The 23,442-nt window shown below is 65.6% G+C and carries 31 protein-coding genes; 29 read left to right on the top strand and 2 right to left on the bottom strand.

Features of this window, described 5'->3' with window-relative positions; all coding sequences use genetic code 11:
- Positions 1 to 5: 5 nt before the first annotated feature.
- From rpoC to ACWPN5_RS13625, 29 genes are all read left to right on the top strand, one after another.
- A complete protein-coding gene (gene rpoC / locus ACWPN5_RS13765; protein WP_145691127.1) occupies positions 6 to 4,175 on the top strand; it encodes a DNA-directed RNA polymerase subunit beta' in 4,170 nt (1,389 codons plus the stop codon).
- A 126-nt stretch (positions 4,176 to 4,301) separates the two neighbouring features.
- A complete protein-coding gene (locus tag ACWPN5_RS13760; RefSeq protein WP_145691125.1) occupies positions 4,302 to 5,015 on the top strand; it encodes a DJ-1/PfpI family protein in 714 nt (237 codons plus the stop codon).
- Between the two features lie 319 nt (positions 5,016 to 5,334).
- The gene (rpsL, locus tag ACWPN5_RS13755) at positions 5,335 to 5,706 is read left to right on the top strand and encodes a 30S ribosomal protein S12 (RefSeq protein ID WP_012973201.1); all 372 of its coding nucleotides are present in this window, start codon (positions 5,335 to 5,337) and stop codon (positions 5,704 to 5,706) included.
- 12 nt (positions 5,707 to 5,718) lie between these two features.
- Entirely contained in the window at positions 5,719 to 6,189 is a 471-nt protein-coding gene (gene rpsG / locus ACWPN5_RS13750) for a 30S ribosomal protein S7 (RefSeq protein WP_014241043.1), read from the top strand.
- A 26-nt stretch (positions 6,190 to 6,215) separates the two neighbouring features.
- Positions 6,216 to 8,294: an elongation factor G gene (gene fusA, locus ACWPN5_RS13745; protein ID WP_492295843.1), complete on the top strand. Its 2,079-nt coding sequence runs from the start codon at positions 6,216 to 6,218 to the stop codon at positions 8,292 to 8,294.
- A 37-nt stretch (positions 8,295 to 8,331) separates the two neighbouring features.
- Positions 8,332 to 9,522 carry an elongation factor Tu gene (gene tuf, locus ACWPN5_RS13740; RefSeq protein WP_014241041.1) on the top strand — a complete coding sequence of 397 codons (1,191 nt, stop codon included), beginning with the start codon at positions 8,332 to 8,334 and terminating at the stop codon, positions 9,520 to 9,522.
- Positions 9,523 to 9,978: 456 nt separating this feature from the next.
- The gene (gene rpsJ, locus ACWPN5_RS13735) at positions 9,979 to 10,287 is read left to right on the top strand and encodes a 30S ribosomal protein S10 (RefSeq protein WP_014241039.1); all 309 of its coding nucleotides are present in this window, start codon (positions 9,979 to 9,981) and stop codon (positions 10,285 to 10,287) included.
- Positions 10,288 to 10,347: 60 nt separating this feature from the next.
- Positions 10,348 to 11,058: a 50S ribosomal protein L3 gene (gene rplC / locus ACWPN5_RS13730; protein ID WP_035675049.1), complete on the top strand. Its 711-nt coding sequence runs from the start codon at positions 10,348 to 10,350 to the stop codon at positions 11,056 to 11,058.
- A 5-nt stretch (positions 11,059 to 11,063) separates the two neighbouring features.
- Positions 11,064 to 11,684 carry a 50S ribosomal protein L4 gene (rplD, locus tag ACWPN5_RS13725; protein WP_145688527.1) on the top strand — a complete coding sequence of 207 codons (621 nt, stop codon included), beginning with the start codon at positions 11,064 to 11,066 and terminating at the stop codon, positions 11,682 to 11,684.
- Complete coding sequence (locus ACWPN5_RS13720) at positions 11,681 to 11,998, top strand: 50S ribosomal protein L23 (RefSeq protein WP_035675048.1); 318 nt, start codon at positions 11,681 to 11,683, stop codon at positions 11,996 to 11,998. Before rplD ends, ACWPN5_RS13720 begins: the two co-directional genes overlap by 4 nt.
- A gap of 16 nt (positions 11,999 to 12,014) precedes the next feature.
- Entirely contained in the window at positions 12,015 to 12,842 is an 828-nt protein-coding gene (rplB, locus tag ACWPN5_RS13715; RefSeq protein WP_014241035.1) for a 50S ribosomal protein L2, read from the top strand.
- A 12-nt stretch (positions 12,843 to 12,854) separates the two neighbouring features.
- On the top strand, positions 12,855 to 13,133 hold the full coding sequence (gene rpsS, locus ACWPN5_RS13710) for a 30S ribosomal protein S19 (RefSeq protein ID WP_014241034.1): 279 nt from the start codon (positions 12,855 to 12,857) through the stop codon (positions 13,131 to 13,133).
- Between the two features lie 3 nt (positions 13,134 to 13,136).
- A complete protein-coding gene (rplV, locus tag ACWPN5_RS13705; protein WP_035675046.1) occupies positions 13,137 to 13,532 on the top strand; it encodes a 50S ribosomal protein L22 in 396 nt (131 codons plus the stop codon).
- A gap of 1 nt (position 13,533) precedes the next feature.
- Positions 13,534 to 14,310 (top strand): 30S ribosomal protein S3, encoded by a 777-nt coding sequence (gene rpsC / locus ACWPN5_RS13700; RefSeq protein WP_114857559.1) that lies wholly within the window; start codon positions 13,534 to 13,536, stop codon positions 14,308 to 14,310.
- A 15-nt stretch (positions 14,311 to 14,325) separates the two neighbouring features.
- Entirely contained in the window at positions 14,326 to 14,757 is a 432-nt protein-coding gene (gene rplP / locus ACWPN5_RS13695; RefSeq protein ID WP_014241031.1) for a 50S ribosomal protein L16, read from the top strand.
- Positions 14,754 to 14,960 carry a 50S ribosomal protein L29 gene (rpmC, locus tag ACWPN5_RS13690; RefSeq protein ID WP_145678370.1) on the top strand — a complete coding sequence of 69 codons (207 nt, stop codon included), beginning with the start codon at positions 14,754 to 14,756 and terminating at the stop codon, positions 14,958 to 14,960. Before rplP ends, rpmC begins: the two co-directional genes overlap by 4 nt.
- 12 nt (positions 14,961 to 14,972) lie before the next feature.
- The gene (gene rpsQ, locus ACWPN5_RS13685; RefSeq protein WP_014241029.1) at positions 14,973 to 15,227 is read left to right on the top strand and encodes a 30S ribosomal protein S17; all 255 of its coding nucleotides are present in this window, start codon (positions 14,973 to 14,975) and stop codon (positions 15,225 to 15,227) included.
- A gap of 17 nt (positions 15,228 to 15,244) precedes the next feature.
- On the top strand, positions 15,245 to 15,613 hold the full coding sequence (gene rplN / locus ACWPN5_RS13680) for a 50S ribosomal protein L14 (RefSeq protein WP_012973215.1): 369 nt from the start codon (positions 15,245 to 15,247) through the stop codon (positions 15,611 to 15,613).
- Positions 15,610 to 15,930 (top strand): 50S ribosomal protein L24, encoded by a 321-nt coding sequence (gene rplX, locus ACWPN5_RS13675; RefSeq protein WP_088123921.1) that lies wholly within the window; start codon positions 15,610 to 15,612, stop codon positions 15,928 to 15,930. Before rplN ends, rplX begins: the two co-directional genes overlap by 4 nt.
- An 11-nt stretch (positions 15,931 to 15,941) precedes the next feature.
- Positions 15,942 to 16,484, top strand: a complete 543-nt coding sequence (gene rplE / locus ACWPN5_RS13670) for a 50S ribosomal protein L5 (protein ID WP_035675042.1) — start codon at positions 15,942 to 15,944, stop codon at positions 16,482 to 16,484.
- A gap of 19 nt (positions 16,485 to 16,503) precedes the next feature.
- Positions 16,504 to 16,809 carry a 30S ribosomal protein S14 gene (gene rpsN, locus ACWPN5_RS13665; protein WP_014241026.1) on the top strand — a complete coding sequence of 102 codons (306 nt, stop codon included), beginning with the start codon at positions 16,504 to 16,506 and terminating at the stop codon, positions 16,807 to 16,809.
- Between the two features lie 13 nt (positions 16,810 to 16,822).
- Complete coding sequence (gene rpsH, locus ACWPN5_RS13660) at positions 16,823 to 17,221, top strand: 30S ribosomal protein S8 (RefSeq protein WP_035675041.1); 399 nt, start codon at positions 16,823 to 16,825, stop codon at positions 17,219 to 17,221.
- A 13-nt stretch (positions 17,222 to 17,234) separates the two neighbouring features.
- A complete protein-coding gene (rplF, locus tag ACWPN5_RS13655) occupies positions 17,235 to 17,768 on the top strand; it encodes a 50S ribosomal protein L6 (protein ID WP_114857557.1) in 534 nt (177 codons plus the stop codon).
- 8 nt (positions 17,769 to 17,776) lie between these two features.
- A complete protein-coding gene (gene rplR, locus ACWPN5_RS13650) occupies positions 17,777 to 18,139 on the top strand; it encodes a 50S ribosomal protein L18 (protein ID WP_014241024.1) in 363 nt (120 codons plus the stop codon).
- A gap of 12 nt (positions 18,140 to 18,151) precedes the next feature.
- A complete protein-coding gene (gene rpsE, locus ACWPN5_RS13645) occupies positions 18,152 to 18,733 on the top strand; it encodes a 30S ribosomal protein S5 (protein WP_035675037.1) in 582 nt (193 codons plus the stop codon).
- Positions 18,734 to 18,735: 2 nt separating this feature from the next.
- Positions 18,736 to 18,927, top strand: a complete 192-nt coding sequence (rpmD, locus tag ACWPN5_RS13640; RefSeq protein ID WP_014241022.1) for a 50S ribosomal protein L30 — start codon at positions 18,736 to 18,738, stop codon at positions 18,925 to 18,927.
- A 4-nt stretch (positions 18,928 to 18,931) separates the two neighbouring features.
- The gene (gene rplO / locus ACWPN5_RS13635) at positions 18,932 to 19,417 is read left to right on the top strand and encodes a 50S ribosomal protein L15 (RefSeq protein ID WP_014241021.1); all 486 of its coding nucleotides are present in this window, start codon (positions 18,932 to 18,934) and stop codon (positions 19,415 to 19,417) included.
- A 117-nt stretch (positions 19,418 to 19,534) separates the two neighbouring features.
- Positions 19,535 to 20,875 carry a preprotein translocase subunit SecY gene (secY, locus tag ACWPN5_RS13630; RefSeq protein ID WP_014241020.1) on the top strand — a complete coding sequence of 447 codons (1,341 nt, stop codon included), beginning with the start codon at positions 19,535 to 19,537 and terminating at the stop codon, positions 20,873 to 20,875.
- The gene (locus tag ACWPN5_RS13625) at positions 20,875 to 21,522 is read left to right on the top strand and encodes an adenylate kinase (RefSeq protein ID WP_014241019.1); all 648 of its coding nucleotides are present in this window, start codon (positions 20,875 to 20,877) and stop codon (positions 21,520 to 21,522) included. Before secY ends, ACWPN5_RS13625 begins: the two co-directional genes overlap by 1 nt.
- 135 nt (positions 21,523 to 21,657) lie before the next feature.
- Here ACWPN5_RS13625 and ACWPN5_RS13620 read toward each other — a convergent pair whose 3' ends face one another.
- Entirely contained in the window at positions 21,658 to 22,416 is a 759-nt protein-coding gene (locus tag ACWPN5_RS13620; protein WP_247883304.1) for a FadR/GntR family transcriptional regulator, read from the bottom strand.
- Positions 22,417 to 22,524: 108 nt separating this feature from the next.
- Positions 22,525 to 23,439, bottom strand: coding sequence for a DMT family transporter (locus ACWPN5_RS13615; protein ID WP_145688529.1), 915 nt, complete (start codon positions 23,437 to 23,439; stop codon positions 22,525 to 22,527).
- Between the last annotated feature and the right edge of the window lie 3 nt (positions 23,440 to 23,442).

Raw genomic sequence — 23,442 nt, 5'->3', positions numbered from 1 at the left:
CGGTCATGAACGAGTTGATGAATATTTTCGGCCAAGTCCAGGGTCCCCAGAGCTTCGATCAGATCCGCATCCAGATCGCGAGCCCCGAGCGCATCCGGTCCTGGTCGTTCGGCGAGATCAAGAAGCCGGAAACCATCAACTATCGCACTTTCAAGCCTGAGCGCGACGGCCTGTTCTGCGCCCGCATCTTCGGCCCGATCAAGGACTACGAGTGCTTGTGCGGCAAGTACAAGCGCATGAAGTACCGTGGCATCATCTGCGAGAAGTGCGGCGTCGAGGTCACGCTGTCGAAGGTCCGGCGCGAGCGCATGGGCCACATCGAGCTGGCCTCGCCGGTCGCCCACATCTGGTTCCTGAAGTCCCTGCCGAGCCGCATCGGTCTGTTGCTCGACATGACGCTGAAGGATCTGGAGCGCATCCTCTATTTCGAGAATTACGTCGTCATCGAGCCGGGCCTGACCCCGCTGAAGCTGCACCAGCTGCTCAGCGAGGAGGAGTTCGTCTCCGCCCAGGACGAGTACGGCGAGGACGCCTTCACCGCCTCCATCGGTGCCGAGGCGCTGCGCATCATGCTGTCGGCGCTCGACATGGAGGAGGAGAAGAAGACCTGCCGCGAGGAGCTGCGGGACACCTCGTCCGAGGCCAAGCGCAAGAAGCTCGTGAAGCGCCTGAAGCTGATCGACGCGTTCCTGTCGTCGCAGTCGCGTCCGGAATGGATGATCCTGGAAGTCATTCCGGTGATCCCGCCGGAGCTGCGCCCGCTCGTTCCGCTGGACGGCGGCCGCTTCGCCACGTCCGACCTGAACGACCTGTACCGCCGTGTCATCAACCGCAACAACCGTCTGAAGCGGCTGATCGAGCTGAAGGCGCCGGACATCATCGTCCGCAACGAGAAGCGCATGCTGCAGGAGGCCGTCGACGCGCTGTTCGACAACGGCCGCCGCGGCCGCGTCATCACCGGCGCCAACAAGCGTCCGCTAAAGTCGCTGTCCGACATGCTGAAGGGCAAGCAGGGCCGCTTCCGTCAGAACCTCCTCGGCAAGCGCGTCGACTACTCGGGCCGTTCGGTCATCGTGGTCGGTCCGGAGCTGAAGCTGCACCAGTGCGGCCTGCCGAAGAAGATGGCGCTGGAGCTGTTCAAGCCCTTCATCTACGCGAAGCTGGAGCTGTACGGCCTCGCCTCGACCATCAAGGCCGCCAAGCGGATGGTCGAGAAGGAGCGTCCCGAGGTGTGGGACATCCTTGAAGAGGTCATCCGCGAGCATCCGGTGATGCTGAACCGCGCGCCGACGCTGCACCGCCTGGGCATCCAGGCCTTCGAGCCGACGCTGATCGAAGGCAAGGCGATCCAGCTCCACCCGCTGGTCTGCACCGCCTTCAACGCGGACTTTGACGGCGACCAGATGGCCGTGCACGTCCCGCTGAGCCTTGAGGCCCAGCTGGAAGCGCGCGTCCTGATGATGTCGACCAACAACATCCTGTCGCCCGCCAACGGCAAGCCGATCATCGTGCCGTCGCAGGACATCGTGCTGGGTCTCTACTACATCACGATGGACCGGCCGGGCGAGAAGGGCGAGGGCATGACCTTCGCCAACGTCGGCGAGATCGAGCAGGCGCTGGACGCCAAGGTCGTGACGCTGCACGCCAAGGTGAAGGCGCGCTACAAGGGCGTGGACGAGAACGGCGACGAGAAGATCTCCATCGTGGAGACGACTCCGGGCCGCATGCTGCTGTCCGAGATCCTGCCGCGCAACCCGGCGGTGCCCTTCTCGCTGATCAACCGCCTGCTGACCAAGAAGGACGTCGGCAACGTCATCGACGCCGTCTACCGCCATTGCGGTCAGAAGGAGACGGTGATCTTCGCCGACCGCCTGATGAAGCTCGGCTTCGGCCACGCCTGCCGCGCCGGCATCTCCTTCGGCAAGGATGACATGGTCATCCCCGAGGCGAAGAAGAAGCTGGTCAACGACAGCAAGGAGCGGGTCAAGGAGTTCGAGCAGCAGTATCTCGACGGTCTGATCACCCAGGGCGAGAAGTACAACAAGGTCGTCGACGTCTGGTCGGAGTGCACCGAGAAGGTGGCGACGGAGATGATGAAGGTCATCTCCGACACCGCCCCCGGCAAGCCGGTGAACTCGGTCTACATGATGGCCCACTCCGGTGCGCGTGGCTCGGCCGCCCAGATCCGCCAGCTGGCGGGCATGCGCGGCCTGATGGCCAAGCCGTCGGGCGAGATCATCGAGACGCCGATCATCTCGAACTTCAAGGAAGGCCTGACCGTGCTGGAGTACTTCAACTCCACCCACGGCGCCCGCAAGGGGCTGGCCGACACCGCCTTGAAGACGGCGAACTCCGGTTACCTGACCCGTCGTCTCGTCGACGTGGCCCAGGACGCCATCATCGTCGAGACCGATTGCGGCACCGACAAGGGCATCACCGTCAAGGCCGTCATCGACGGCGGCGAGGTCATCTCCCCGCTGGGCGACCGCATCCTCGGCCGCACCGTGGTCGGCGACCTGATCGACCCGCTGAACGGCGAGCTGATCGTGCCGAACGCCGGCCTGATCGACGAGCCCACGGTGGACCGCATCGAGCGTTCGGGCATCGACAGCGTCATGATCCGCTCGGTTCTGACCTGCGAGACCAAGGACGGCGTCTGCGCCAAGTGCTACGGCCGCGATCTGGCCCGCGGCACGCTGGTCAACGTCGGCGAGGCGGTCGGCGTCATCGCCGCCCAGTCGATCGGCGAGCCGGGCACGCAGCTCACCATGCGCACGTTCCACATCGGTGGCGCGGCGCAGCGCGGTGCCGAGCAGAGCCAGGTGGAGGCGGCGTTCGATGCCACGGTGCGGATCCACAACCGCAACGTCGTCATCAACTCCTCCAACATCCCGGTGGTCATGGGCCGCAGCACCGAGGTGATCCTGCTCGACGAGCAGGGCCGCGAGCGGGCGCGTCATCGCGTTCCGTACGGCGCGAAGCTGTTGGCCGACGAGGGCGTGAAGGTCGAGCGCGGGCAGAAGCTGGCCGAGTGGGACCCCTACACCCTGCCGATCATCACCGAGCGCGAGGGTACCGCCCACTACGTCGACCTCGTGGAAGGCATCTCCATGCGCGAGGTGATGGACGAGGCGACCGGCATCTCCTCGAAGGTCGTGGTGGACTGGCGCCAGCAGCCGCGCGGTGCGGATCTGAAGCCGCGCATCACGCTGCGCGACGAGCGGGGCGAGATCATCACGCTGGCCAACGGTCTGGAGGCCCGCTACTTCATGTCGGTGGACGCCATCCTCTCGGTGGAGAACGGCGCCCATGTTCGGGCCGGCGACGTGCTGGCGCGTATCCCGCGCGAGTCGTCCAAGACCCGCGACATCACGGGCGGTCTGCCGCGCGTGGCCGAGCTGTTCGAGGCGCGCCGTCCGAAGGACTTCGCGATCATCTCGGACCTCGACGGCCGCGTCGAGTTCGGCAAGGACTACAAGACCAAGCGCCGCATCGTCGTCCGCAACGACGAGACGGGGGACGAGCGCGAGTATCTGATCCCGAAGGGCAAGCACATCTCCGTGCAGGAGGGTGACTATGTCCAGCGCGGCGACCTGCTGATGGACGGCAACCCGGTGCCGCACGACATCCTGTCGGTGATGGGTGTGGAGGCTCTGGCCAACTACCTGATCAACGAGATCCAGGACGTCTATCGACTGCAGGGCGTGAAGATCAACGACAAGCACATCGAGGTGATCGTCCGCCAGATGCTGCAGAAGGTCGAGATCACCGACGCCGGCGAGACCACCTTCCTGGTGGGCGAGCAGGTCGACCGTCAGGAGTTCGACGAGGAGAACGAGAAGACCGTCGGCGAGGGGCTGAAGCCGGCCGCCGGCCACCCGGTTCTGCAGGGCATCACCAAGGCGTCGCTGCAGACCCGGTCCTTCATCTCCGCCGCGTCGTTCCAGGAAACCACCCGCGTCCTCACCGAGGCGGCGGTGTCGGGCAAGACCGACAACCTGGAAGGCCTGAAGGAGAACGTGATCGTCGGCCGCCTGATCCCGGCGGGCACGGGCTCGGTCGTCAACCGCCTGAAGCAGATCGCCGCCGAGCGCGACCGCGCCCTGGCGGAGGGCGAAACCGGCGACGGCGAGGCTCCGGCCCTGCCGCATCCGGGCGAGAGCACCGCGGCCTGAGGGCCCGGAGCCTCAGGCTTCGGCGCATAGGGTAGGGCAGGGGGCGCGTTCCGCAGGGGACGCGCCCCTTTCTCGTTTGTCCCGCCGGGTTTAGGATCGTCAACGCCACGCATCGGAGCCTCCGCCATGACCGAGAACGCGCCCAGCTTCGGCCTGCTGCTGTTTCCCAACGTCACGCAGCTCGACCTCACCGGCCCCTACGAGGTGCTGGCCCGTGTGCCGGGCGCGCAGGTCCATCTGCTGTGGAAAACGCTCGATCCGGTGCGCTCCGACACTGGCCTGACCATTCTCCCCACGGCGACCCTGTCCGACGCCCCGCCGCTTGATCTGCTCCTGGTTCCCGGCGGCGGTGGCATCAACGCGCTGCTGACCGACGAGGAGGTCCTGACCTTCCTGGCGGAGCGGGCGTCCGGCACTCGCTATCTCTCGGGGATCTGCACCGGCTCCCTGGTGCTCGGCGCCGCCGGGCTGCTGGAGGGCAAGCGTGCGGGCACGCACTGGGCCTCCCGCGACTTCCTCGCCGCCTTCGGTGCCGCGCCGGTGGCGGAGCGCGTGGTCGTGGACGGCACGCTGTTCACCGGCGGCGGCGTGACCGCGGGAATCGACGTGGCGCTGCGCATCGTCGCCGAACTGTTCGGTGAGCCGGCCGCGAAGCTCATCCAACTCTCCATCGAATACGATCCGAAGCCGCCCTTCGACGCCGGTTCGCCGGAAGGGGCGGGGGAGGGCGTGACGGCCGATCTTCTCGCCCGGATGCGCCCGATGCTCGACGCGCGGGCTGCCGCGGTGGCGGCGGGCGCCGAGGCGTTGCGCCGCCGCCGGTCGGCCCCCTCCGGCTGACGCCGAAACGTCGTCGAAGCGCACGACAAACGGTCATCTGCGCGCTTGACGGGTTCCCGGCGGACCCATATAGTCCGCGAACTTCAAAAGGAACCTCGGGAAGGTCTTTCGTCCATCCCGTCCGGCATCCGGCTGAACCCAAGCGACATAGCTGAACGACCGGGTCCTCGCGGACCCATCCGACGGCGTTCGACCATTGGGCCCGCTCGAAGCCCCTCAGGCTTCGCAGGCGGGCTTTTGCATCGTCCGGTACCGCCGGGCGTTTTTCCAATCGGTCCGGCTCCGCCGGCCGATCGACCTGAAGGGATGAAGGGCAGATATGCCGACGATCAACCAGTTGATCCGTAAGCCGCGCGAGCCCTTGGCCGCGCGCAATAAGGTTCCCGCGATGGAGGCGTGCCCGCAGAAGCGTGGCGTCTGCACCCGCGTCTACACGACCACGCCGAAGAAGCCGAACTCGGCTCTGCGTAAGGTCGCCCGCGTTCGCCTGACGAACGGCTTCGAAGTGACCTCCTACATCCCCGGTGAAGGCCATAACCTCCAGGAACACTCGGTGGTTATGATCCGCGGCGGCCGTGTGAAGGATCTTCCCGGCGTTCGCTACCACATCATCCGCGGCACGCTCGATACCCAGGGCGTGAAGGACCGTAAGCAGCGTCGTTCGAAGTACGGCGCGAAGCGTCCGAAGTAAGGAGTATTCACGATGTCCCGTCGTCGTCGCGCCGAGAAGCGTGAGGTCCTGCCGGACGCCAAGTATGGCGACCGCGTCCTGACCAAGTTCATGAACTGCCTGATGCTGGACGGCAAGAAGTCCGCCGCCGAGCGCATCGTCTACGGCGCGCTCAGCCGCATCGAGGCCAAGACCAAGAACGAGCCGGTTCAGGTCTTCCACGACGCCCTGCTGAACGTGAAGCCGCACCTCGAAGTGCGCTCGCGTCGCGTCGGTGGCGCCACCTACCAGGTTCCGGTCGAGGTCCGCACGGACCGCGCCCAGGCCCTGGCCATCCGTTGGCTCATCGGCGCCGCCCGCGCCCGCTCGGAAAACACCATGACCGAGCGTCTGTCGGGTGAGCTGCTGGATGCCGCCAACCAGCGTGGCACCGCCGTGAAGAAGCGCGAAGACACCCATCGTATGGCGGAAGCCAACAAGGCCTTCTCGCACTACCGCTGGTAAGGCACCCACCGGCCCAGGTGCTTGTCATGCCCCGTTCCCATCCCCTGAACCGTTACCGCAACATCGGCATCATGGCCCACATCGATGCCGGGAAGACCACGACCACCGAACGGATTTTGTACTACACTGGAAAGTCGTACAAAATCGGCGAGGTGCACGAGGGCACCGCGGTGATGGATTGGATGGAGCAGGAACAGGAACGGGGCATCACCATCACCTCCGCGGCCACGACCTGCTTCTGGCGCGATCACCGCATCAACATCATCGACACGCCGGGTCACGTCGACTTCACGATCGAAGTCGAACGGTCCTTGCGCGTGCTCGACGGTGCGGTTGCGGTGTTCGATTCCGTTGCGGGGGTGGAGCCTCAGTCCGAGACCGTGTGGCGGCAGGCCGACAAGTACGGCGTGCCCCGCATGTGTTTCGTCAACAAGCTGGACCGCACCGGCGCGGACTTCTTCCGCTGCGTCGACATGATGAAGGAACGGCTGGGCGCCTTTCCGCTCGTCCTCCAGCTTCCGATCGGGTCCGAGGCCAGCTTTGTCGGCGTCGTCGATCTGGTCGCCATGCGCGCCATCGTCTGGAAAGAAGAGACGCTGGGCGCCGAATTCTATTACACCGACATTCCGGACGCCCTGAAGGACGCCGCGGCGCACCACCGTCAGGCGCTGCTCGATGCCGTCCTAGAACTCGACGACGCGGCCATGGAGGCTTATCTCGAGTCGGGCCAGGAGCCGTCCGAAGAAACGCTGAAGGCCTGCATCCGCAAGGGCACCGTCGGCCTGCGCTTCGTGCCGGTCGTCTGCGGCTCCGCTTTCAAGAACAAGGGCATCCAGCCGATGCTGGACGCCGTGGTGGACTATCTGCCCGCTCCCGTGGACGTCGGGGCTGTGCGGGGACACCGCGTCGGCAGCCCCGAGACGGACGAGCGCGCGCCGGACGACGCCGCTCCCTTCTCCGCGCTCGCCTTCAAGATCATGAACGACCCGTTCGTCGGGTCGCTGACCTTCGTGCGCGTCTATTCCGGCACCGTCGCCTCCGGCACCGCCGTGCTGAACCCCGGCAAGGACGAGAAGGAGCGCATCGGCCGCATGCTGCTGATGCACGCCAACAGCCGGGAGGAGATCGACGAGGCCTACGCCGGCGACATCGTCGCCTTCACCGCGTTGAAGAGCACGACGACCGGCGACACGCTGTGCGATCCCGCCAAGCCCATCGTCCTGGAACGGATGGAATTCCCGGAACCGGTCATCGAGGTGGCCGTCGAGCCGAAATCCAAGGCCGACCAGGAAAAGATGAGCATGGCGCTGTCCCGCCTCGCCCAGGAGGATCCGTCCTTCCGCGTGGCCGTCGACCATGAGAGCGGTCAGACGATCATCAAGGGCATGGGCGAACTGCATCTGGAGATCATCGTCGATCGCATGAAGCGGGAGTTCAAGGTCGATGCGAACGTCGGCGCGCCGCAGGTGGCGTACCGCGAGACCATCACCAAGACCGCCGAGATCGACCACACCCACAAGAAGCAGACCGGGGGTACCGGGCAGTTCGCCCGCGTTACGCTGGTCTTCGAGCCGCAGCCCGCCGGCAGCGGCTTCGTCTTCCAGAACAAGGTCGTCGGCGGCGCCGTGCCCAAGGAGTTCATTCCGGGCGTGCAGAAGGGGCTGGACGCATCGCTGCACAGCGGCGTGGTCGCCGGCTTCCCGGTCATCGACCTCAAGGTGACGCTGACCGACGGCGCCTTCCACGACGTCGACTCCTCGGTGCTCGCCTTCGAGATCGCCACCCGTGCGGCCTTCCGCGAAGGCATGCAGAAGGCCGGCCCGATGCTTCTGGAGCCGATCATGAGGGTTGAGGTGGTGACGCCCGAGGACTACATGGGCGACATCATCGGGGACCTGAACAGCCGCCGCGGCCAGATCACCGCCATGGACCAGCGCGGGAACGCCCGCTCGATCCAGGCGATGGTTCCGTTGGCGTCGATGTTCGGTTATGTGAACACCCTGCGCTCGATGAGCCAGGGACGCGCGCAGTACACGATGCAGTTCGACCACCACGAGCCGGTGCCGCAGACGATTGCGGAGACCATCCGCGCCAGGATGGCCTGAAACCGCTGGAACGACAAAGAGACGGAGAGCACACACCATGGCGAAGGCAAAGTTCGAGCGGAACAAGCCGCACTGCAACATCGGCACGATCGGCCACGTCGACCACGGCAAGACGTCGCTGACGGCGGCGATCACGAAGGTGCTGGCCGAGAGCGGCGGCGCGACCTTCACCGCCTACGACCAGATCGACAAGGCGCCGGAAGAGAAGGCTCGTGGCATCACGATCTCGACCGCCCACGTCGAGTACGAGACGACCAACCGCCACTACGCCCACGTCGATTGCCCGGGCCACGCCGACTACGTGAAGAACATGATCACGGGCGCCGCGCAGATGGACGGCGCGATCCTGGTCGTGTCGGCCGCCGACGGCCCGATGCCGCAGACCCGCGAGCACATCCTGCTGGCCCGCCAGGTCGGCGTGCCGGCGCTGGTGGTGTTCATGAACAAGGTCGACATGGTCGACGATCCGGAGCTGCTCGAGCTGGTCGAGATGGAGGTGCGCGAGCTGCTGTCCTCCTACCAGTTCCCGGGCGACGACATTCCGATCGTCAAGGGCTCGGCTCTGTGCGCGCTGGAGGACCGTTCGCCGGAGATCGGCCGTGACGCGATCCTCAAGCTGATGGCCGAGGTCGACCAGTACATCCCGCAGCCGGAGCGTCCGAAGGACCGTCCGTTCCTGATGCCGATCGAGGACGTGTTCTCGATCTCGGGCCGCGGCACCGTGGTGACCGGCCGCGTCGAGCGCGGCATCGTCAAGGTCGGCGAGGAAGTCGAGATCGTCGGTCTGAAGACCACGGTCAAGACCACCGTGACCGGCGTCGAGATGTTCCGCAAGCTCCTCGACTCGGGTGAGGCGGGCGACAACATCGGCGCGCTGCTGCGCGGCACGAAGCGTGAGGACGTCGAGCGCGGCCAGGTTCTGGCCAAGCCGGGCAGCATCACGCCGCACACCACCTTCAAGGCCGAGGCCTACATCCTGACGAAGGAAGAGGGTGGCCGCCACACGCCGTTCTTCACCAACTACCGTCCGCAGTTCTACTTCCGCACGACCGACGTGACGGGCATGGTGAAGCTGCCGGAAGGCACCGAGATGGTGATGCCGGGCGACAACATCTCCATGGAAGTCGAGCTGATCGCTCCGATCGCCATGGACGAGGGCCTGCGCTTCGCCATCCGCGAAGGTGGCCGCACGGTCGGCGCCGGCGTCGTCGCCTCGATCATCAAGTAAGCGTCTGTTTTGCGAAGGGGGGCCGGCCTGCGGGCCGGCCCCTTTTTGCATGGCCGATCCGCGATAATGCGGCGTGGCGCGCCGAACCGGGCCGATCCCGTCACCCTCCTGTCACAGGTGGGAAAATGTGGGTTGACACCAGGGCGCCCAGGGCATACACGTTACGCCCTCTGGAATTTGGGTTGGTAGTAGGCACGTCCGGCCTAGACGCAGCCCGATCACGAACGGCACCGCAAGCTCCACTTGCACCGGTTGCTGCCAGGAACATCCATCCGCATTGCGATGCGGGGGATGTTCTTTTTCGTATCGGCCGTCAGATCGGACAGACGAACCGCCGCCCACCGCTTCGGTGAGCCGGCGTAGGTTCGCCTGCCGCCGCGGGTCCCCGGGGGACTGATTTTGGGGTGCCGGTGACGCAGTCGCGTCATCGAAACGAGGTGCAAGGGACGTTTGGACATGGACAGCCAGAACATCCGCATCCGCTTGAAGGCGTTTGACCATCGCGTGCTCGACCAGTCGACCAGCGAGATCGTCAACACCGCCAAGCGGACCGGTGCTCGGGTGCGGGGCCCGATCCCGCTGCCGACGCAGATCGAGAAGTTTACGGTGAACCGCTCGCCGCACGTCGACAAGAAGTCGCGCGAGCAGTTCGAAATCCGCACCCACAAGCGTCTGCTCGACATCGTCGATCCGACGCCGCAGACGGTGGACGCGCTGATGAAGCTCGACCTCGCTGCCGGTGTGGACGTCGAGATCAAGCTCTAATTCGTTGCTGTTGAGGGACCTCTCCCTCCGAGGATGTCCCTGGTCAGGAGATAAAGAACAATGCGATCCGGTTTGATCGCGCAGAAAGTCGGCATGACCCGCGTCTTCACGGACGACGGGCAGCACGTGCCGGTGACTGTGCTGAAAGTCGACAGCTGCCAGGTCGTCGCCGTTCGCACCGAGGACAAGGATGGCTACACCGCCGTCCAGCTCGGCGCAGGCGCCATCAAGGTGAAGAACGTCACGAAGCCGCAGCGCGGGCATTTTGCCAAGGCGCGCGTCGAGCCCAAGCGCAAGCTGGTCGAGTTCCGCGTCGACGCCGACGCGCTGATCGAGGTCGGCGCCGAACTCTCGGCTGCGCATTTCCTCCCGGGCCAGTTCGTCGACGTCACCGGCACTTCCATCGGTAAGGGCTTTGCCGGTCCGATGAAGCGCTGGAACTTCGGTGGTCTGCGCGCGACGCACGGCGTGTCGGTGTCGCACCGCTCGCACGGTTCGACGGGTAACCGCCAGGACCCCGGCAAGGTCTTCAAGAACAAGAAGATGGCCGGTCATCTCGGCGACGAGAAGGTCACGGTTCTGAACCTGAAGGTCGTGTCGGTCGATGAGGACCGCGGTCTGATCTTCCTCAAGGGTGCCGTTCCGGGCGCCGAGGGGGCTTGGCTCCGCATCCGCGACGCGGTGAAGAAGAAGGCTCCGGAAGGACTGCCGTTCCCCGCGGGGATCAAGGCTGCGCCGGCCGCTGAAGCCGCCGCCGAGCCGCAGGAGTGATGGCCATGAAGGCGACCATTAAGAACCTGAACAACGAGACCGTCGGCGAGATCGAGCTGGCTGACGAGGTTTTCGGCCTTCCGTCCCGCACGGACATCCTGGCCCGCATGGTCAACTGGCAGCTGGCCAAGCGCCGCGCCGGCAACCACAAGACCAAGACGGTCAGCGAGATCTCCGGCACCGGCAAGAAGCCGTACCGCCAGAAGGGCACCGGCCGCGCCCGTCAGGGCTCCATGCGTTCCGCCCAGTTCCGTGGCGGCGCGACCATCTTCGGCCCGGTCGTCCGCTCGCACGAGCATGACCTGACCAAGAAGGTCCGCAAGCTGGCCCTGAAGACCGCGCTGTCCACCAAGGCCGCGGAAGGCAAGCTCCTGGTCCTCGACGCCGCTTCGGCCGAGAGCCATAAGACCAAGGAACTGGCTGTCCGTCTCGCCTCGCTCGGCCTGACCTCGGCTCTGATCATCGATGGCGCCAACCTGAACGAGAACTTCGCTCGGGCCTCGCGCAACATCCCGCTGATCGACGTGCTGCCGGAGCAGGGCGCCAACGTCTACGACATTCTTCGCCGCGATACGCTGGTCCTGACCCGCAACGCGGTCGAGCAGCTGGAGGCTCGCCTGAAATGAGCAAGCAGTCGAAACCTGCGGTGAGCCAGGAGCGGATGTACGACCTCATCCTGGCTCCGGTGATCACCGAGAAGTCGACGATGGCGTCGGAGCACAATCAGGTGACGTTCCGCGTGCCGCTGTCGGCGACCAAGCCGGAGATCAAGTCGGCTGTCGAGGGGCTGTTCAACGTGAAGGTGACGGCGGTCAACACCCTGGTTACCAAGGGCAAGACCAAGCGCTTCCGCGGGACCATCGGCCGTCGCTCGGACTTCAAGAAGGCCGTCGTGACCCTCGCCGAGGGGAACAAGATCGACGTGACCACGGGCATCTGAGCGGGAGTGTGATCCGATGGCTCTGAAGCAATATCGCCCAATTACGCCGTCGCTCCGCCAGCTGGTCATCGTCGACCGCTCGGAGCTGTGGAAGGGCAAGCCGGTCAAGACCCTCACCGAGGGCCTGACCAAGTCCGGCGGCCGCAACAACACCGGCCGCATCACCGCGCGCCGGATGGGTGGCGGTCACAAGCGCGTCTACCGTCTGGTGGACTTCAAGCGCCGCAAGTTCAACGTCCCGGCGACTGTCGAGCGCCTGGAGTACGATCCGAACCGCACGGCCTTCATCGCCCTCATCAAGTATGAGGACGGCACCATGTCCTACATTCTGGCGCCGCAGCGCCTGAAGGTGGGCGACACGGTGATCGCCGGCGAGAAGGTGGATGTGAAGCCCGGCAACGCCATGCCGCTGAAGAACATCCCGGTCGGTTCGGTGCTGCACAACGTCGAGCTGAAGCCCGGCAAGGGTGGTCAGCTGGCCCGTTCGGCCGGCACCTACCTGCAGCTGGTCGGCCGCGACGGCGGGTACGCCCAGCTGAAGCTGCCCTCGGGCGAGCTTCGCGTGGTCCGCGGCGACTGCATGGCCACCCTGGGTGCCGTGTCGAACCCGGACAACATGAACACCAACAAGGGCAAGGCCGGTCGCAGCCGTTGGCTGGGCATCCGTCCGTCCGTCCGTGGTGTCGCCATGAACCCGATCGACCACCCGCACGGTGGTGGTGAAGGCCGCACCTCGGGTGGCCGTCATCCGGTCACGCCGTGGGGCAAGCCGACCAAGGGCAAGAAGACTCGTCACAACAAGAAGACGGATGGCCTGATCCTGCGCCGCCGTCATTCGAAGTAAGGAGGGCGGACGATGGCACGCTCCGTTTGGAAGGGCCCGTTCGTCGACGGCTACCTGCTCAAGAAGGCGGACAAGTCGCGGGCCTCGGGCCGCAACGAGATCATCAAGATCTGGTCGCGCCGCTCGACGATCCTGCCGCAGTTCGTGGGTCTCACGTTCGGCGTGTACAATGGCCACAAGTTCCTGCCGGTTCTGGTGACCGAGAACATGATCGGCCACAAGTTCGGTGAGTTCGCTCCGACGCGCACCTTCTACGGGCACGCGGCGGACAAGAAGGCGAAGAGGAAGTAAGCCATGGGCAAGCCCTCCAACCCCAGCCGTATCGCGGAGAACGAGGCGATCGCCTCCAATCCGATGATCCGCACCAGCCCGCGCAAGCTGAACCTCGTCGCCCAGCTCATCCGGAACAAGGATGCCAGCAGCGCCGTGGCCGAGCTGACCTTCTCCAAGCGCCGCATCGCCGGCGAGGTGAAGAAGGTTCTGCAGGCCGCGATCGCCAACGCCGAGAACAACCATCAGCTCGATGTGGACCGCCTGTACGTCTCCTCGGCGACGGTCGGCCGCGCCCTGGTGATGAAGCGCTTCCACGCCCGTGCCCGTGGCCGTGGCGCGCGGGTCGAGAAGCTGTTCTCCAACCTGACGATCATCGTGCGTGAGCGCGAAGCCGCCGCTGCCGAAGGGGCCGAGTAAGATGGGTCAGAAAGTCAATCCGATCGGGCTGCGCCTCGGCATCAACCGGACCTGGGACAGCCGTTGGTTCGCCAAGCGCGACTACGCCAACCTGCTGCACCAGGACCTGAAGCTGCGCGGCTATCTGCAGGGTCGCCTGCAGCAGGCCGGCTGCTCGCGCGTCATCATCGAGCGTCCGGCCAAGAAGGCCCGCGTCACCATCCACTCGGCCCGTCCGGGCGTGGTGATCGGCAAGAAGGGCGCGGACATCGAGAAGCTGCGCACCGAGCTGTCGAAGATGGCCGGCGGCGAGGTGAGCCTGAACATCATCGAGATCCGCAAGCCGGAGATCGACGCCAAGCTCATCGCCGAGAACATCTCCAGCCAGCTCGAGCGCCGGGTCGCCTTCCGTCGCGCCATGAAGCGCGCCGTTCAGTCGGCCATGCGTCTGGGCGCCCAGGGCATCCGGATCAACTGCTCCGGTCGTCTCGGCGGCGCCGAGATCGCCCGCCTGGAGTGGTACCGCGAGGGCCGCGTTCCGCTGCACACCCTGCGTGCGGACATCGACTACGGCACCGCGACCGCGAAGACCACCTACGGCACCTGCGGTGTCAAGGTGTGGGTCTTCAAGGGCGAGATCATGGCGCACGACCCGATGGCGCAGGACAAGCGCATGGGCACCGAGCCGGTGTCGACCGATGGCGAGCCGCGGCGCGAGCGTCGCGAGCGTGGTGACCGTGAGGAGCGTGGGGGCCGTGGTCGCGGCGACCGTGACCGCTCCGAGCGGGCTGACCGCTAGTAAGGGGCACGAGCGATGCTTTCTCCGAAGCGTACCAAGTACCGCAAGGCCCACAAGGGCCGCATCCACGGCAACGCGAAGGGCGGCACCCAGCTGAACTTCGGCTCCTTCGGCCTCAAGGCCCTGGAGCCGGAGCGCATCACGGCCCGCCAGATCGAGGCGGCCCGCCGCGCGATCACCCGCGCCATGAAGCGTCAGGGCCGCGTGTGGATCCGCGTGTTCCCGGACCTGCCGGTCTCCACCAAGCCCGCCGAAGTCCGCATGGGTTCCGGTAAGGGCACGCCCGAGTACTGGGCGGCCCGCGTTCATCCCGGCCGCATCCTGTTTGAGCTGGACGGCGTGCCCGCGGATGTGGCAAAGCAGGCGTTCGCCCTGGCGGCCGCCAAGCTGCCGATCAAGACCAAGCTGGTGACCCGCCTCGGCGGCGGTGAGGAGGTGGCGGCATGAAGCCCGTCGACGTTCGTGCGAAGAGCACCGAGGAGCTGAACGATCAGCTCCTCCAGCTCAAGAAGGAACAGTTCAACCTGCGTTTCCAGCGGGCCTCCGGCCAGCTGGAGAACACCGCGCGGGTGCGAGTGGTGCGTCGCGACATCGCGCGCATCAAGACGATCCTCGGCGAGCGCACGCGCTCGGCCGAAGCCGGCAAGTAAGGAGGGCTACCTATGCCTCGCCGCGTTCTGCAGGGCACGGTGGTCAGCGACAAGGGCGACAAGACGGTTATCGTCCTGGTCGAGCGCCGCGTCATGCACCCCGTGTACAAGAAGTTCATTCGTCAGTCGAAGAAGTACGCCGCCCACGACGAGGGCAACCAGTTCAAGGTCGGCGATACCGTTTCGATCATCGAATGCCGCCCGATCTCCAAGCGCAAGCGCTGGACGGTCGTGCTTGAGTCCGCCGCCGTTAGCGGCGCCGCGTAAACGGAAGGGTACAAACCATGATCCAGATGCAAACCAACCTGGAAGTCGCCGACAATAGCGGGGCGCGCCGGGTGCAGTGCATCAAGGTGCTTGGCGGGTCCAAGCGGAAGGTGGCCACCGTCGGCGACGTCATCGTCGTCTCCGTCAAGGAGGCCATTCCGAAGGGTCGCGTCAAGAAGGGCGACGTGCATCGCGCCGTCATCGTCCGCACCGCGAAGGAACTGCGCCGGGAGGACGGGTCCGCGATCCGTTTCGACCGCAATGCCGCCGTGCTGATCAACAAGCAGGGCGAGCCGATCGGCACGCGTATCTTCGGGCCGGTCACTCGTGAGCTTCGCGGCAAGAAGTTCATGAAGATCATCTCGCTGGCGCCGGAGGTGCTGTGATGGCCGCGAAGATCAAGACCAAGGACAAGGTCGTCATCCTTGCCGGCAAGGACAAGGGGAAGACCGGTGAGGTCCTCAAGGTCATCCCGGCGGAAAACCGTGTCGTCGTGCAGGGCGTGAACGTGGTGAAGAAGCACCAGCGTCCGAGCGCCACCTCGCAGGGCGGCATCGTTGAGTTCGAGGCGCCCATCAACGTCTCGAACGTTGCTCATGTCGACCCCAAGGACGGCAAGCCGACCCGCGTCGGTTTCAAGGTCCTTGAGGATGGCCGCAAGGTGCGTGTCGCCAAGCGGTCCGGCGAAGTCATCGACGTGTGAGGACCGGACCAATGGCTGCACGTTTGAAGGAAGTGTACGACTCCAAGATCCGCGCCGCGCTCAAGGCTGAGTTCGGCTACGCGAACGACATGGAAGTTCCGCGGATCGAGAAGATCGTCATCAACATGGGTGTCGGCGAAGCTGTCGGCGACTCCAAGAAGATCCAGAATGCGGTGAGCGAACTGACGGCGATCAGCGGCCAGAAGCCGATCGTCACGAAGTCCCGCAAGTCGATCGCGCAGTTCAAGCTGCGTGAGGGCATGGCGATCGGGTGCAAGGTCACGCTCCGTCGTGAGCGGATGTACGAGTTCCTGGATCGCCTGGTCACGATCGCGTTGCCGCGTGTCCGCGACTTCCGCGGCATTCCCGGCAACAGCTTCGACGGCCGTGGCAACTATGCCATGGGCGTGAAGGAGCAGATCATTTTCCCGGAGATCGACTACGACAAGATCGATCAGATCCGCGGCATGGACATCATTTTCGTCACCTCGGCGAAGACCGACAAGGAGGCCAAGGCTCTCCTGAAGGCCTTCGACATGCCGTTTGTGGCCTGATTGGCTGGAGCACGACCCCATGGCTAAGACCAGTGCCATCGAGAAGAACAAGCGTCGCACCAAGCTGGTGAAGCAGTTCGCCAACAAGCGTGCCCGCCTGAAGGCCATCGCCTCCGATCGCTCCCTCCCGCCGGAAGAGCAGTTCGCCGCCCGCCTCAAGCTGGCCGAAATGCCGCGCAACTCGTCGAAGGTGCGCATCCGCAACCGCTGCGAAATGACCGGCCGTCCGCGGGCGTTCTATCGCAAGTTCAAGCTGTCCCGCGTCACCCTCCGTGAACTGGCCTCCACTGGCCAGATCCCGGGGATGGTGAAGTCGAGCTGGTAAGGAGGGTCGGAGAATGTCTTTGAGCGATCCGCTCGGCGATATGCTGACCCGCATTCGCAACGGTCAGCACGCCCGTATGTCTGTTGTGCAGAGCCCGGCGTCGAAGCTGCGCAGCAACGTGCTTGAGGTTCTCAAGCGCGAGGGTTACATCCGCGGCTACTCCGAGGAGGAGCTGCGCCCCGGCATCAAGAACCTGAAGATCGAGCTGAAGTATCACGAAGGCGAGCCTGTGATTAAGCAGATCGCCCGCGTGTCGAAGCCCGGCCGCCGCGTCTATTCGAAGATCACCGATCTGCCCCGCGTCTTCAACGGCCTCGGCATCGCGATCCTCTCCACGCCGCGCGGCGTGATGTCGGACAATGAGGCCCGCGCCGCCAACGTCGGCGGTGAAGTCCTCTGCCGCGTGTTCTAAGGGGGACCCTTCGATGTCGCGCATTGGAAAGCATCCCGTGCCGGTTCCGGCTGGTGTTGACGTCTCCGTCAACGGCCAGCAGGTGTCGGCCAAGGGCAAGCTGGGTTCGCTCAGCCTGACCCTCATCGACGACATCACGGCCAAGCTGGAAGACGGCAAGGTCGTGGTGGCCCCGGCGAACGACAGCAAGCGCGCCCGCATCATGTGGGCAACCTCGCGCACCCTGATCAACAACATGGTCACGGGCGTCAACCAGGGCTTCACCATCAACCTCGAGATCAACGGCGTCGGTTACCGTGCCGCCGTGCAGGGCAAGGAGCTGGTCATGCAGCTCGGCTACTCGCACGACGTCAAGTACCCGATCCCGGAGGGCATCACCATCAAGTGTGACAAGCCCACCGCGATCTCGGTGTCGGGCTTCGACAAGCAGAAGGTCGGTCAGGTGGCCGCGGAGATCCGTGGTTGGAAGAAGCCGGAGCCCTATAAGGGCAAGGGCATCAAGTACGACACCGAGACGATCATCCGCAAGGAAGGCAAGAAGAAGTAAGGTCCGCCATGCTCAAGCCAAAGCAACTCCACGAGCGCCGCAAGCAGCGCGTGCGCGCGCAGATTGCCAAGAAGGCCGGCGGGCGGGCTCGCCTCTCGGTTTTCCGGTCCAATCTGCACATCTACGCCCAGATCATCGACGACGAGAACGGCCGTACGGTCGCCTCGGCCTCGTCCGTGGAAAAGGAGCTGCGCGAGCAGCTCAAGCACGGTGGGAACGTCGAAGCCGCCCAGAAGATCGGTGCGCTCATCGCTGAGCGCGCCAAGGCGGCGGGCGTCACCGAGGTCGTGTTCGACCGTGGTGGCTACATTTACCACGGCCGGGTCAAGGCCCTGGCTGACGCCGCCCGCGAGGGCGGGCTGTCGTTCTAAGGAGGCTCCGAAATGGCACGTGAAAGAGGCGAGCGGAGCGACCGTGATCGGCAGCCGCGCGATCGCGACCGGGAAGAGAGCGAGCTGATCGAAAAGCTCGTTGGGATCAACCGCGTCGCCAAGGTTGTGAAGGGCGGCCGTCGCTTCGGCTTCGCCGCCCTGGTGGTGGTCGGTGACGGCAAGGGCCGCGTCGGCGTCGGATCGGGCAAGGCCCGTGAAGTGCCGGAGGCGATCCGCAAGGCCACCGACCAGGCGAAGCGCGGCATGATCCGCGTTCCGCTGCGCGAAGGCCGCACGCTGCACCACGACTCCAACGGTCACTTCGGTGCCGGCAAGGTCGTGCTGCGCACCGCCCCGGCCGGTACCGGCATCATCGCCGGCGGTCCGATGCGCGCGATCTTCGAGGCGCTGGGTGTGCAGGACGTGGTGACGAAGTCCATCGGCACCTCGAACCCGCACAACATGATCAAGGCGACCTTCGACGCCCTGTCGCAGGTTTCCAGCCCGCGCAGCGTCGCCGCCCGTCGCGGCCGTCGCGTGAGCGACATCCTCGGCAAGCGTGAAACCGGCGCTGCCGGTGCGCAGGAGGCTTGATCATGGCCGAGAAGAAGACCGTCATCGTCACCCAGACCGGCAGCCCGATCGGCCGCAAGCACGACCAGCGCGAAACGCTGGTCGGTCTGGGTCTCAACAAGCTGCACCGGACCCGCGAACTGGAGGACACTCCGGCCGTGCGGGGCATGATCGCCAAGGTCGCGCACCTGGTCCGCGTCGAGAACGAGGGCTGAACCCATGACGAAGCTGAACGATCTCCGGGACAACCCCGGTGCCCGTAAGGAGCGCATGCGCGTCGGCCGCGGTATCGGTTCGGGCAAGGGCAAGACCGGCGGCCGTGGCGTCAAGGGTCAGACCTCGCGCACCGGCGTGGCCATCAACGGCTTTGAAGGCGGCCAGATGCCCCTTCACCGCCGCCTTCCGAAGCGCGGTTTCCGCAACATCTTCGCGAAGGAATACTCGGTCGTGAACCTGGGCCTGGTCCAGAAGTTCATCGACGCCGGCAAGCTCGACGCCAGCCAGACCATCGATGCGGTGGCTCTGGAAGCGGCGGGCGTCACCGGCAAGGTGAAGAAGGACGGCATCCGTCTGCTGGGCAAGGGCGCCCTGACGACGAAGGCCAGCTTCACCGTGGCCGGCGCCTCCAAGTCGGCTGTGGAGGCGGTCGAGAAGGCGGGTGGCAGCGTCACGCTGACCGCGTCCGCCGCCGAAGCCGCCGAGTGATCGGAAGCCCGCGCTTGCGCGCGGGCATCTTCCGGCACTAAATGAAGCGTAGTTGCGAGGGGCGGCCTGCATCCTGCAGGACCGCCCGTTCGTGCATTAGGGACAGGGATACGACCCATGGCATCAGCGGCCGAGCAGCTTGCCGCGAACATTAATTTCGGGGCCTTCTCCAAGGCGACCGAGCTGAAGAAGCGGATCTGGTTCACCCTTGGTGCCTTGATCATCTACCGCCTGGGCACCTACATCCCGATTCCGGGCGTCAACCCGCAGATCCTGGCCGATATTTTCCGGCAGCAGGGCGGGGGCATCCTGGGCATGTTCGACATGCTGGCCGGCGGCGCGCTGCACCGCATGACGATCTTCGCGCTCAACATCATGCCGTACATTTCGGCCTCCATCATCGTGCAGCTTCTGACCGCGGTGTCGCCGCAGATGGAAGCGCTGAAGAAGGAGGGCGAGTCGGGCCGCAAGAAGCTGAACCAGTACACCCGCTACGGCACCGTCCTTCTGGCGACCGTGCAGGCCTGGGGCTTGGCGGTGGGGCTTGAAGCGATGACCGGCGCGTCCGGCGCCGCGGTTCCGGAACCGGGGCTGTTCTTCAAGATTGCCACGGTCATCACGCTGGTCGGCGGCACCATGTTCCTGATGTGGCTGGGCGAGCAGATCACCGCCCGCGGCATCGGCAACGGCATCTCCCTCATCATCTTCGCCGGCATCGTCGCCGAGCTGCCGCGCGCGCTCGTCAGCACGCTGGAGCTGGGCCGCACCGGCGCGCTGTCCACGCTGTTCATCGTCTTCCTGCTGCTGATGGCGGTGGGCGTCGTGTTCTTCATCGTCTTCATGGAGCGCGCGCAGCGCCGTCTGCTGATCCAGTACCCGAAGCGGCAGATGGGCAACCGCGTGTTCGGCGGCGAAGCGTCGCACCTGCCGCTGAAGCTGAACACGTCGGGCGTCATCCCGCCGATCTTCGCGTCGTCGCTGCTGCTGCTGCCGCTGACCGCGGTCGGCTTTGCCGGCGGCGAGGGTCCGGAGTGGCTGCAGACCGTCACGCGCTATCTGGCGCACGGCACGCCGCTCTACATGATCCTGTATTCGGCGCTGATCATCTTCTTCTGCTTCTTCTACACGGCCATCGTCTTCAACCCCGCGGACACGGCCGAGAACCTGCGTAAGTATGGCGGCTTCATTCCCGGCATCCGTCCGGGAAAGAACACCGCGGACTACATCGACTACGTGCTGACCCGCCTGACGGTGATCGGTTCGGCCTACCTTGTGGCGGTTTGTCTCCTCCCCGAAATCCTGATTTCCCAGCATTCGGTTCCGTTCTATTTTGGCGGCACCAGCCTGCTGATCGTGGTCACGGTGACGATGGACACGGTTGCGCAGATTCATTCCCATCTGCTGGCCCACCAGTATGAGGGGCTGATTAAAAAAGCGAAGCTTCGGGGGAGAAAGTAATGAATCTCATTCTGCTCGGACCGCCGGGCGCCGGGAAGGGGACCCAGGCGCGGCGTCTCGAAGACACGCGCGGGCTCGTCCAGCTTTCTACGGGCGATATGCTCCGCGCGATGGTCGCCGAGGGTGGTCCGCTTGGGCAGCAGGCGAAGGACATCATGTCCGCCGGCAAATTGATGCCGGATGAGCTGATGGTCAAAATCATCGCTGAACGCATTTCCAAGCCGGATGTCGCCAACGGCTTCATCCTCGACGGTTTCCCGCGGACGGTCGCCCAGGCCGAGGCGCTGGACACCATGCTGTCGGACAAGGGCCTGAAGCTCGATCACGTGATCGAGATGAAGGTCGTCGACGACATCCTGGTCGAGCGCATCACCGGCCGTTACACCTGCGCCAAGTGTGGCAAGGGTTATCACGACGTCTTCGAGAAGCCGAAGGTCGAGGGTGTGTGCGACGTTTGCGGCAGCACGGAGTTCAAGCGCCGGGCCGACGACAACGCCGACACGGTGAAAACCCGCCTCGCCCAGTATCACGAGCAGACCGCGCCGATCCTTCCGTACTACCAGAGCCGTGGCGTTCTGAAGACGGTGGACGGCATGGCCGAGATCGACGATGTGACGAAGCAGATCGAGGGCATCCTGGCGGCCTGACCGGGCCGCCAAACCGGGATCCCCACGATCGGTTGAACAAGGAAAAGTCGCAAGGATCTCCGGATCCTTGCGGCTTTTTTCATGCCCTGGCGACGGGGCGGGGAGGGTGGTCCTCCCCGGTGGCGGCGTTCGTTGTTACGGGGCGCCGTCGGTGTCGGGGCGGGAGAGGTCCTCCGCCTTGCGGCTCAGATCGTTGTAGCGGTCGAGCACCCAGCCGAGGTGATCGGCCGCCGCCGCCGCCGCGGCATCGGCGTCACGGCGTTTGATGGCGTCGTAGATGGCGTGGTGATGATCGATCATCAGCGCCTCGCGGCCCAGCGCGAAGGGCTCGGTGTGATGGTATTCCATCATCTGGCCGAGGATGTCGCGGATGGTCGCCAGCAGATGCAGATAGACCGGGCTTCCCGCCGCCTGCGCGACGGCGAGGTGGAAGTCCATGTCGTCAGCGGCCTGCTTGCCGTCCCGGCCCGTCTCGCCCATGGCGGCGAGGACCCGCCCGATGTGGTCGATCTGCTCCTGCGTCGCGCGCTCGGTGGCGCGCCGGGCCGCCCAGCTCTCCAGGGCCTGCCGAATCTCCACGAGGTCGCAAAGGTTGGCGTGCTTCACCCGGACCATCTCGGTCAGCGCGCCGTCCATCGCCCCGGCGGAGGACACCACCCGTGTGCCGCCGCCTTGCACGGCGGTCAGGAAACCCTGGGTCTTCAGTTTCTGCAGGGCCGCGCGCACCGACACCCGGCTGACATGGAGTTGCTCGGCGAGTTGACGCTCGCCCGGCAGGCGCTCTCCCGGAACCAGTTCGCCGCGGGCGATCCGTTCGAGAAGCCGTTCCGCCACCCATTCGGAAATGCGCTGGGAGGAGGGCGGTACGTGGTGGGGTTCTTCGGTGTCGGACACGGTGTCATGCCCTTTCATCAGCAATCGGTCATAGGTCGTACCCGAGTCGGGCAAATCACGTCAACTCGCATCCGGACGGCGGCGTATGGTCCGCTCCGTCCGTGCTTTTCATCGGCTCCCGCGCCGCGCCACCAAGATGCCCGCCAGTACCACGGTGCCGCCGACCGCCTGGAACGCGCCGAGCGGTTCGGCGAGGAGCGCCCAGGCCAGAACCGCCGCGGCGGCCGGCTGGAGCAACAGGCTGACCGAGGAGAAGGCGGCGGGCAGATGGGCCAGCGCGTAGGCGATCAGGCTCTGACCGCCGGCGTGGCTGACCAGGGCGAGGCCGAGCAGCACCCCCCAGCCGCCGAGCGAGCCGGCGATCAGGCTCTCCCCAGACAGCAGGGCGATGGGCAGCAGGGCGAGGCCGGTGACGATCCCGCTCCAGGTCATGATGGTGGCGGTGGAGAACTCCGCCCGCAGCCGCCCGACCATCAGGAAATAGCCGCTGTAGAACACCGCGGTCAGCAGCCCCAGTGCGTCGCCGAACAGGTGGTCGGGGCTCAGTTGCAGGCTTTGCCCCATCAGGATGATGGCGCCGCACAGGGAGAGGGCGAGTCCGGTGAGGAAGGTCCGGCTGAACCGTTCCTTGAACACCAGCCAGGACACCAGCGTCACGAAGATCGGCGCGAAGTTGGCGAGCAGTGTGGAGTTGGCGACGGAGGTGTAGCGGATCGACCAGTGCCAGATGGCGAGGTCGCCCGCGAAGAACAGGCCGGCGGCGGTCAGCCGGGCGTAGTCGCGCCGCGACGAGGGCTTGCGCGCGCGCGCGCCGCCCTTCGGCTCCACGGCCATCCAGACCCACAAGGCGGGGATGGCGAAGGCCAGCCGCCAGAAGGCGGTGGCGCTCGGTCCCAGTTCGGACAGGCGCACGAAAATCGGGGCGAAGGCGATGCCCAGCGCCCCGGTCAGGAGAGCGATCAGCGCGATCCGCTGCGCGGAGTCGACGCGCGCGACGGGGGCGAGGGTGCTGGCGTCCGGCATGGC

Source organism: Azospirillum sp. UENF 211521, assembly GCF_058780535.1.
This window is presented reverse-complemented; position numbering and strand designations above follow the sequence as displayed.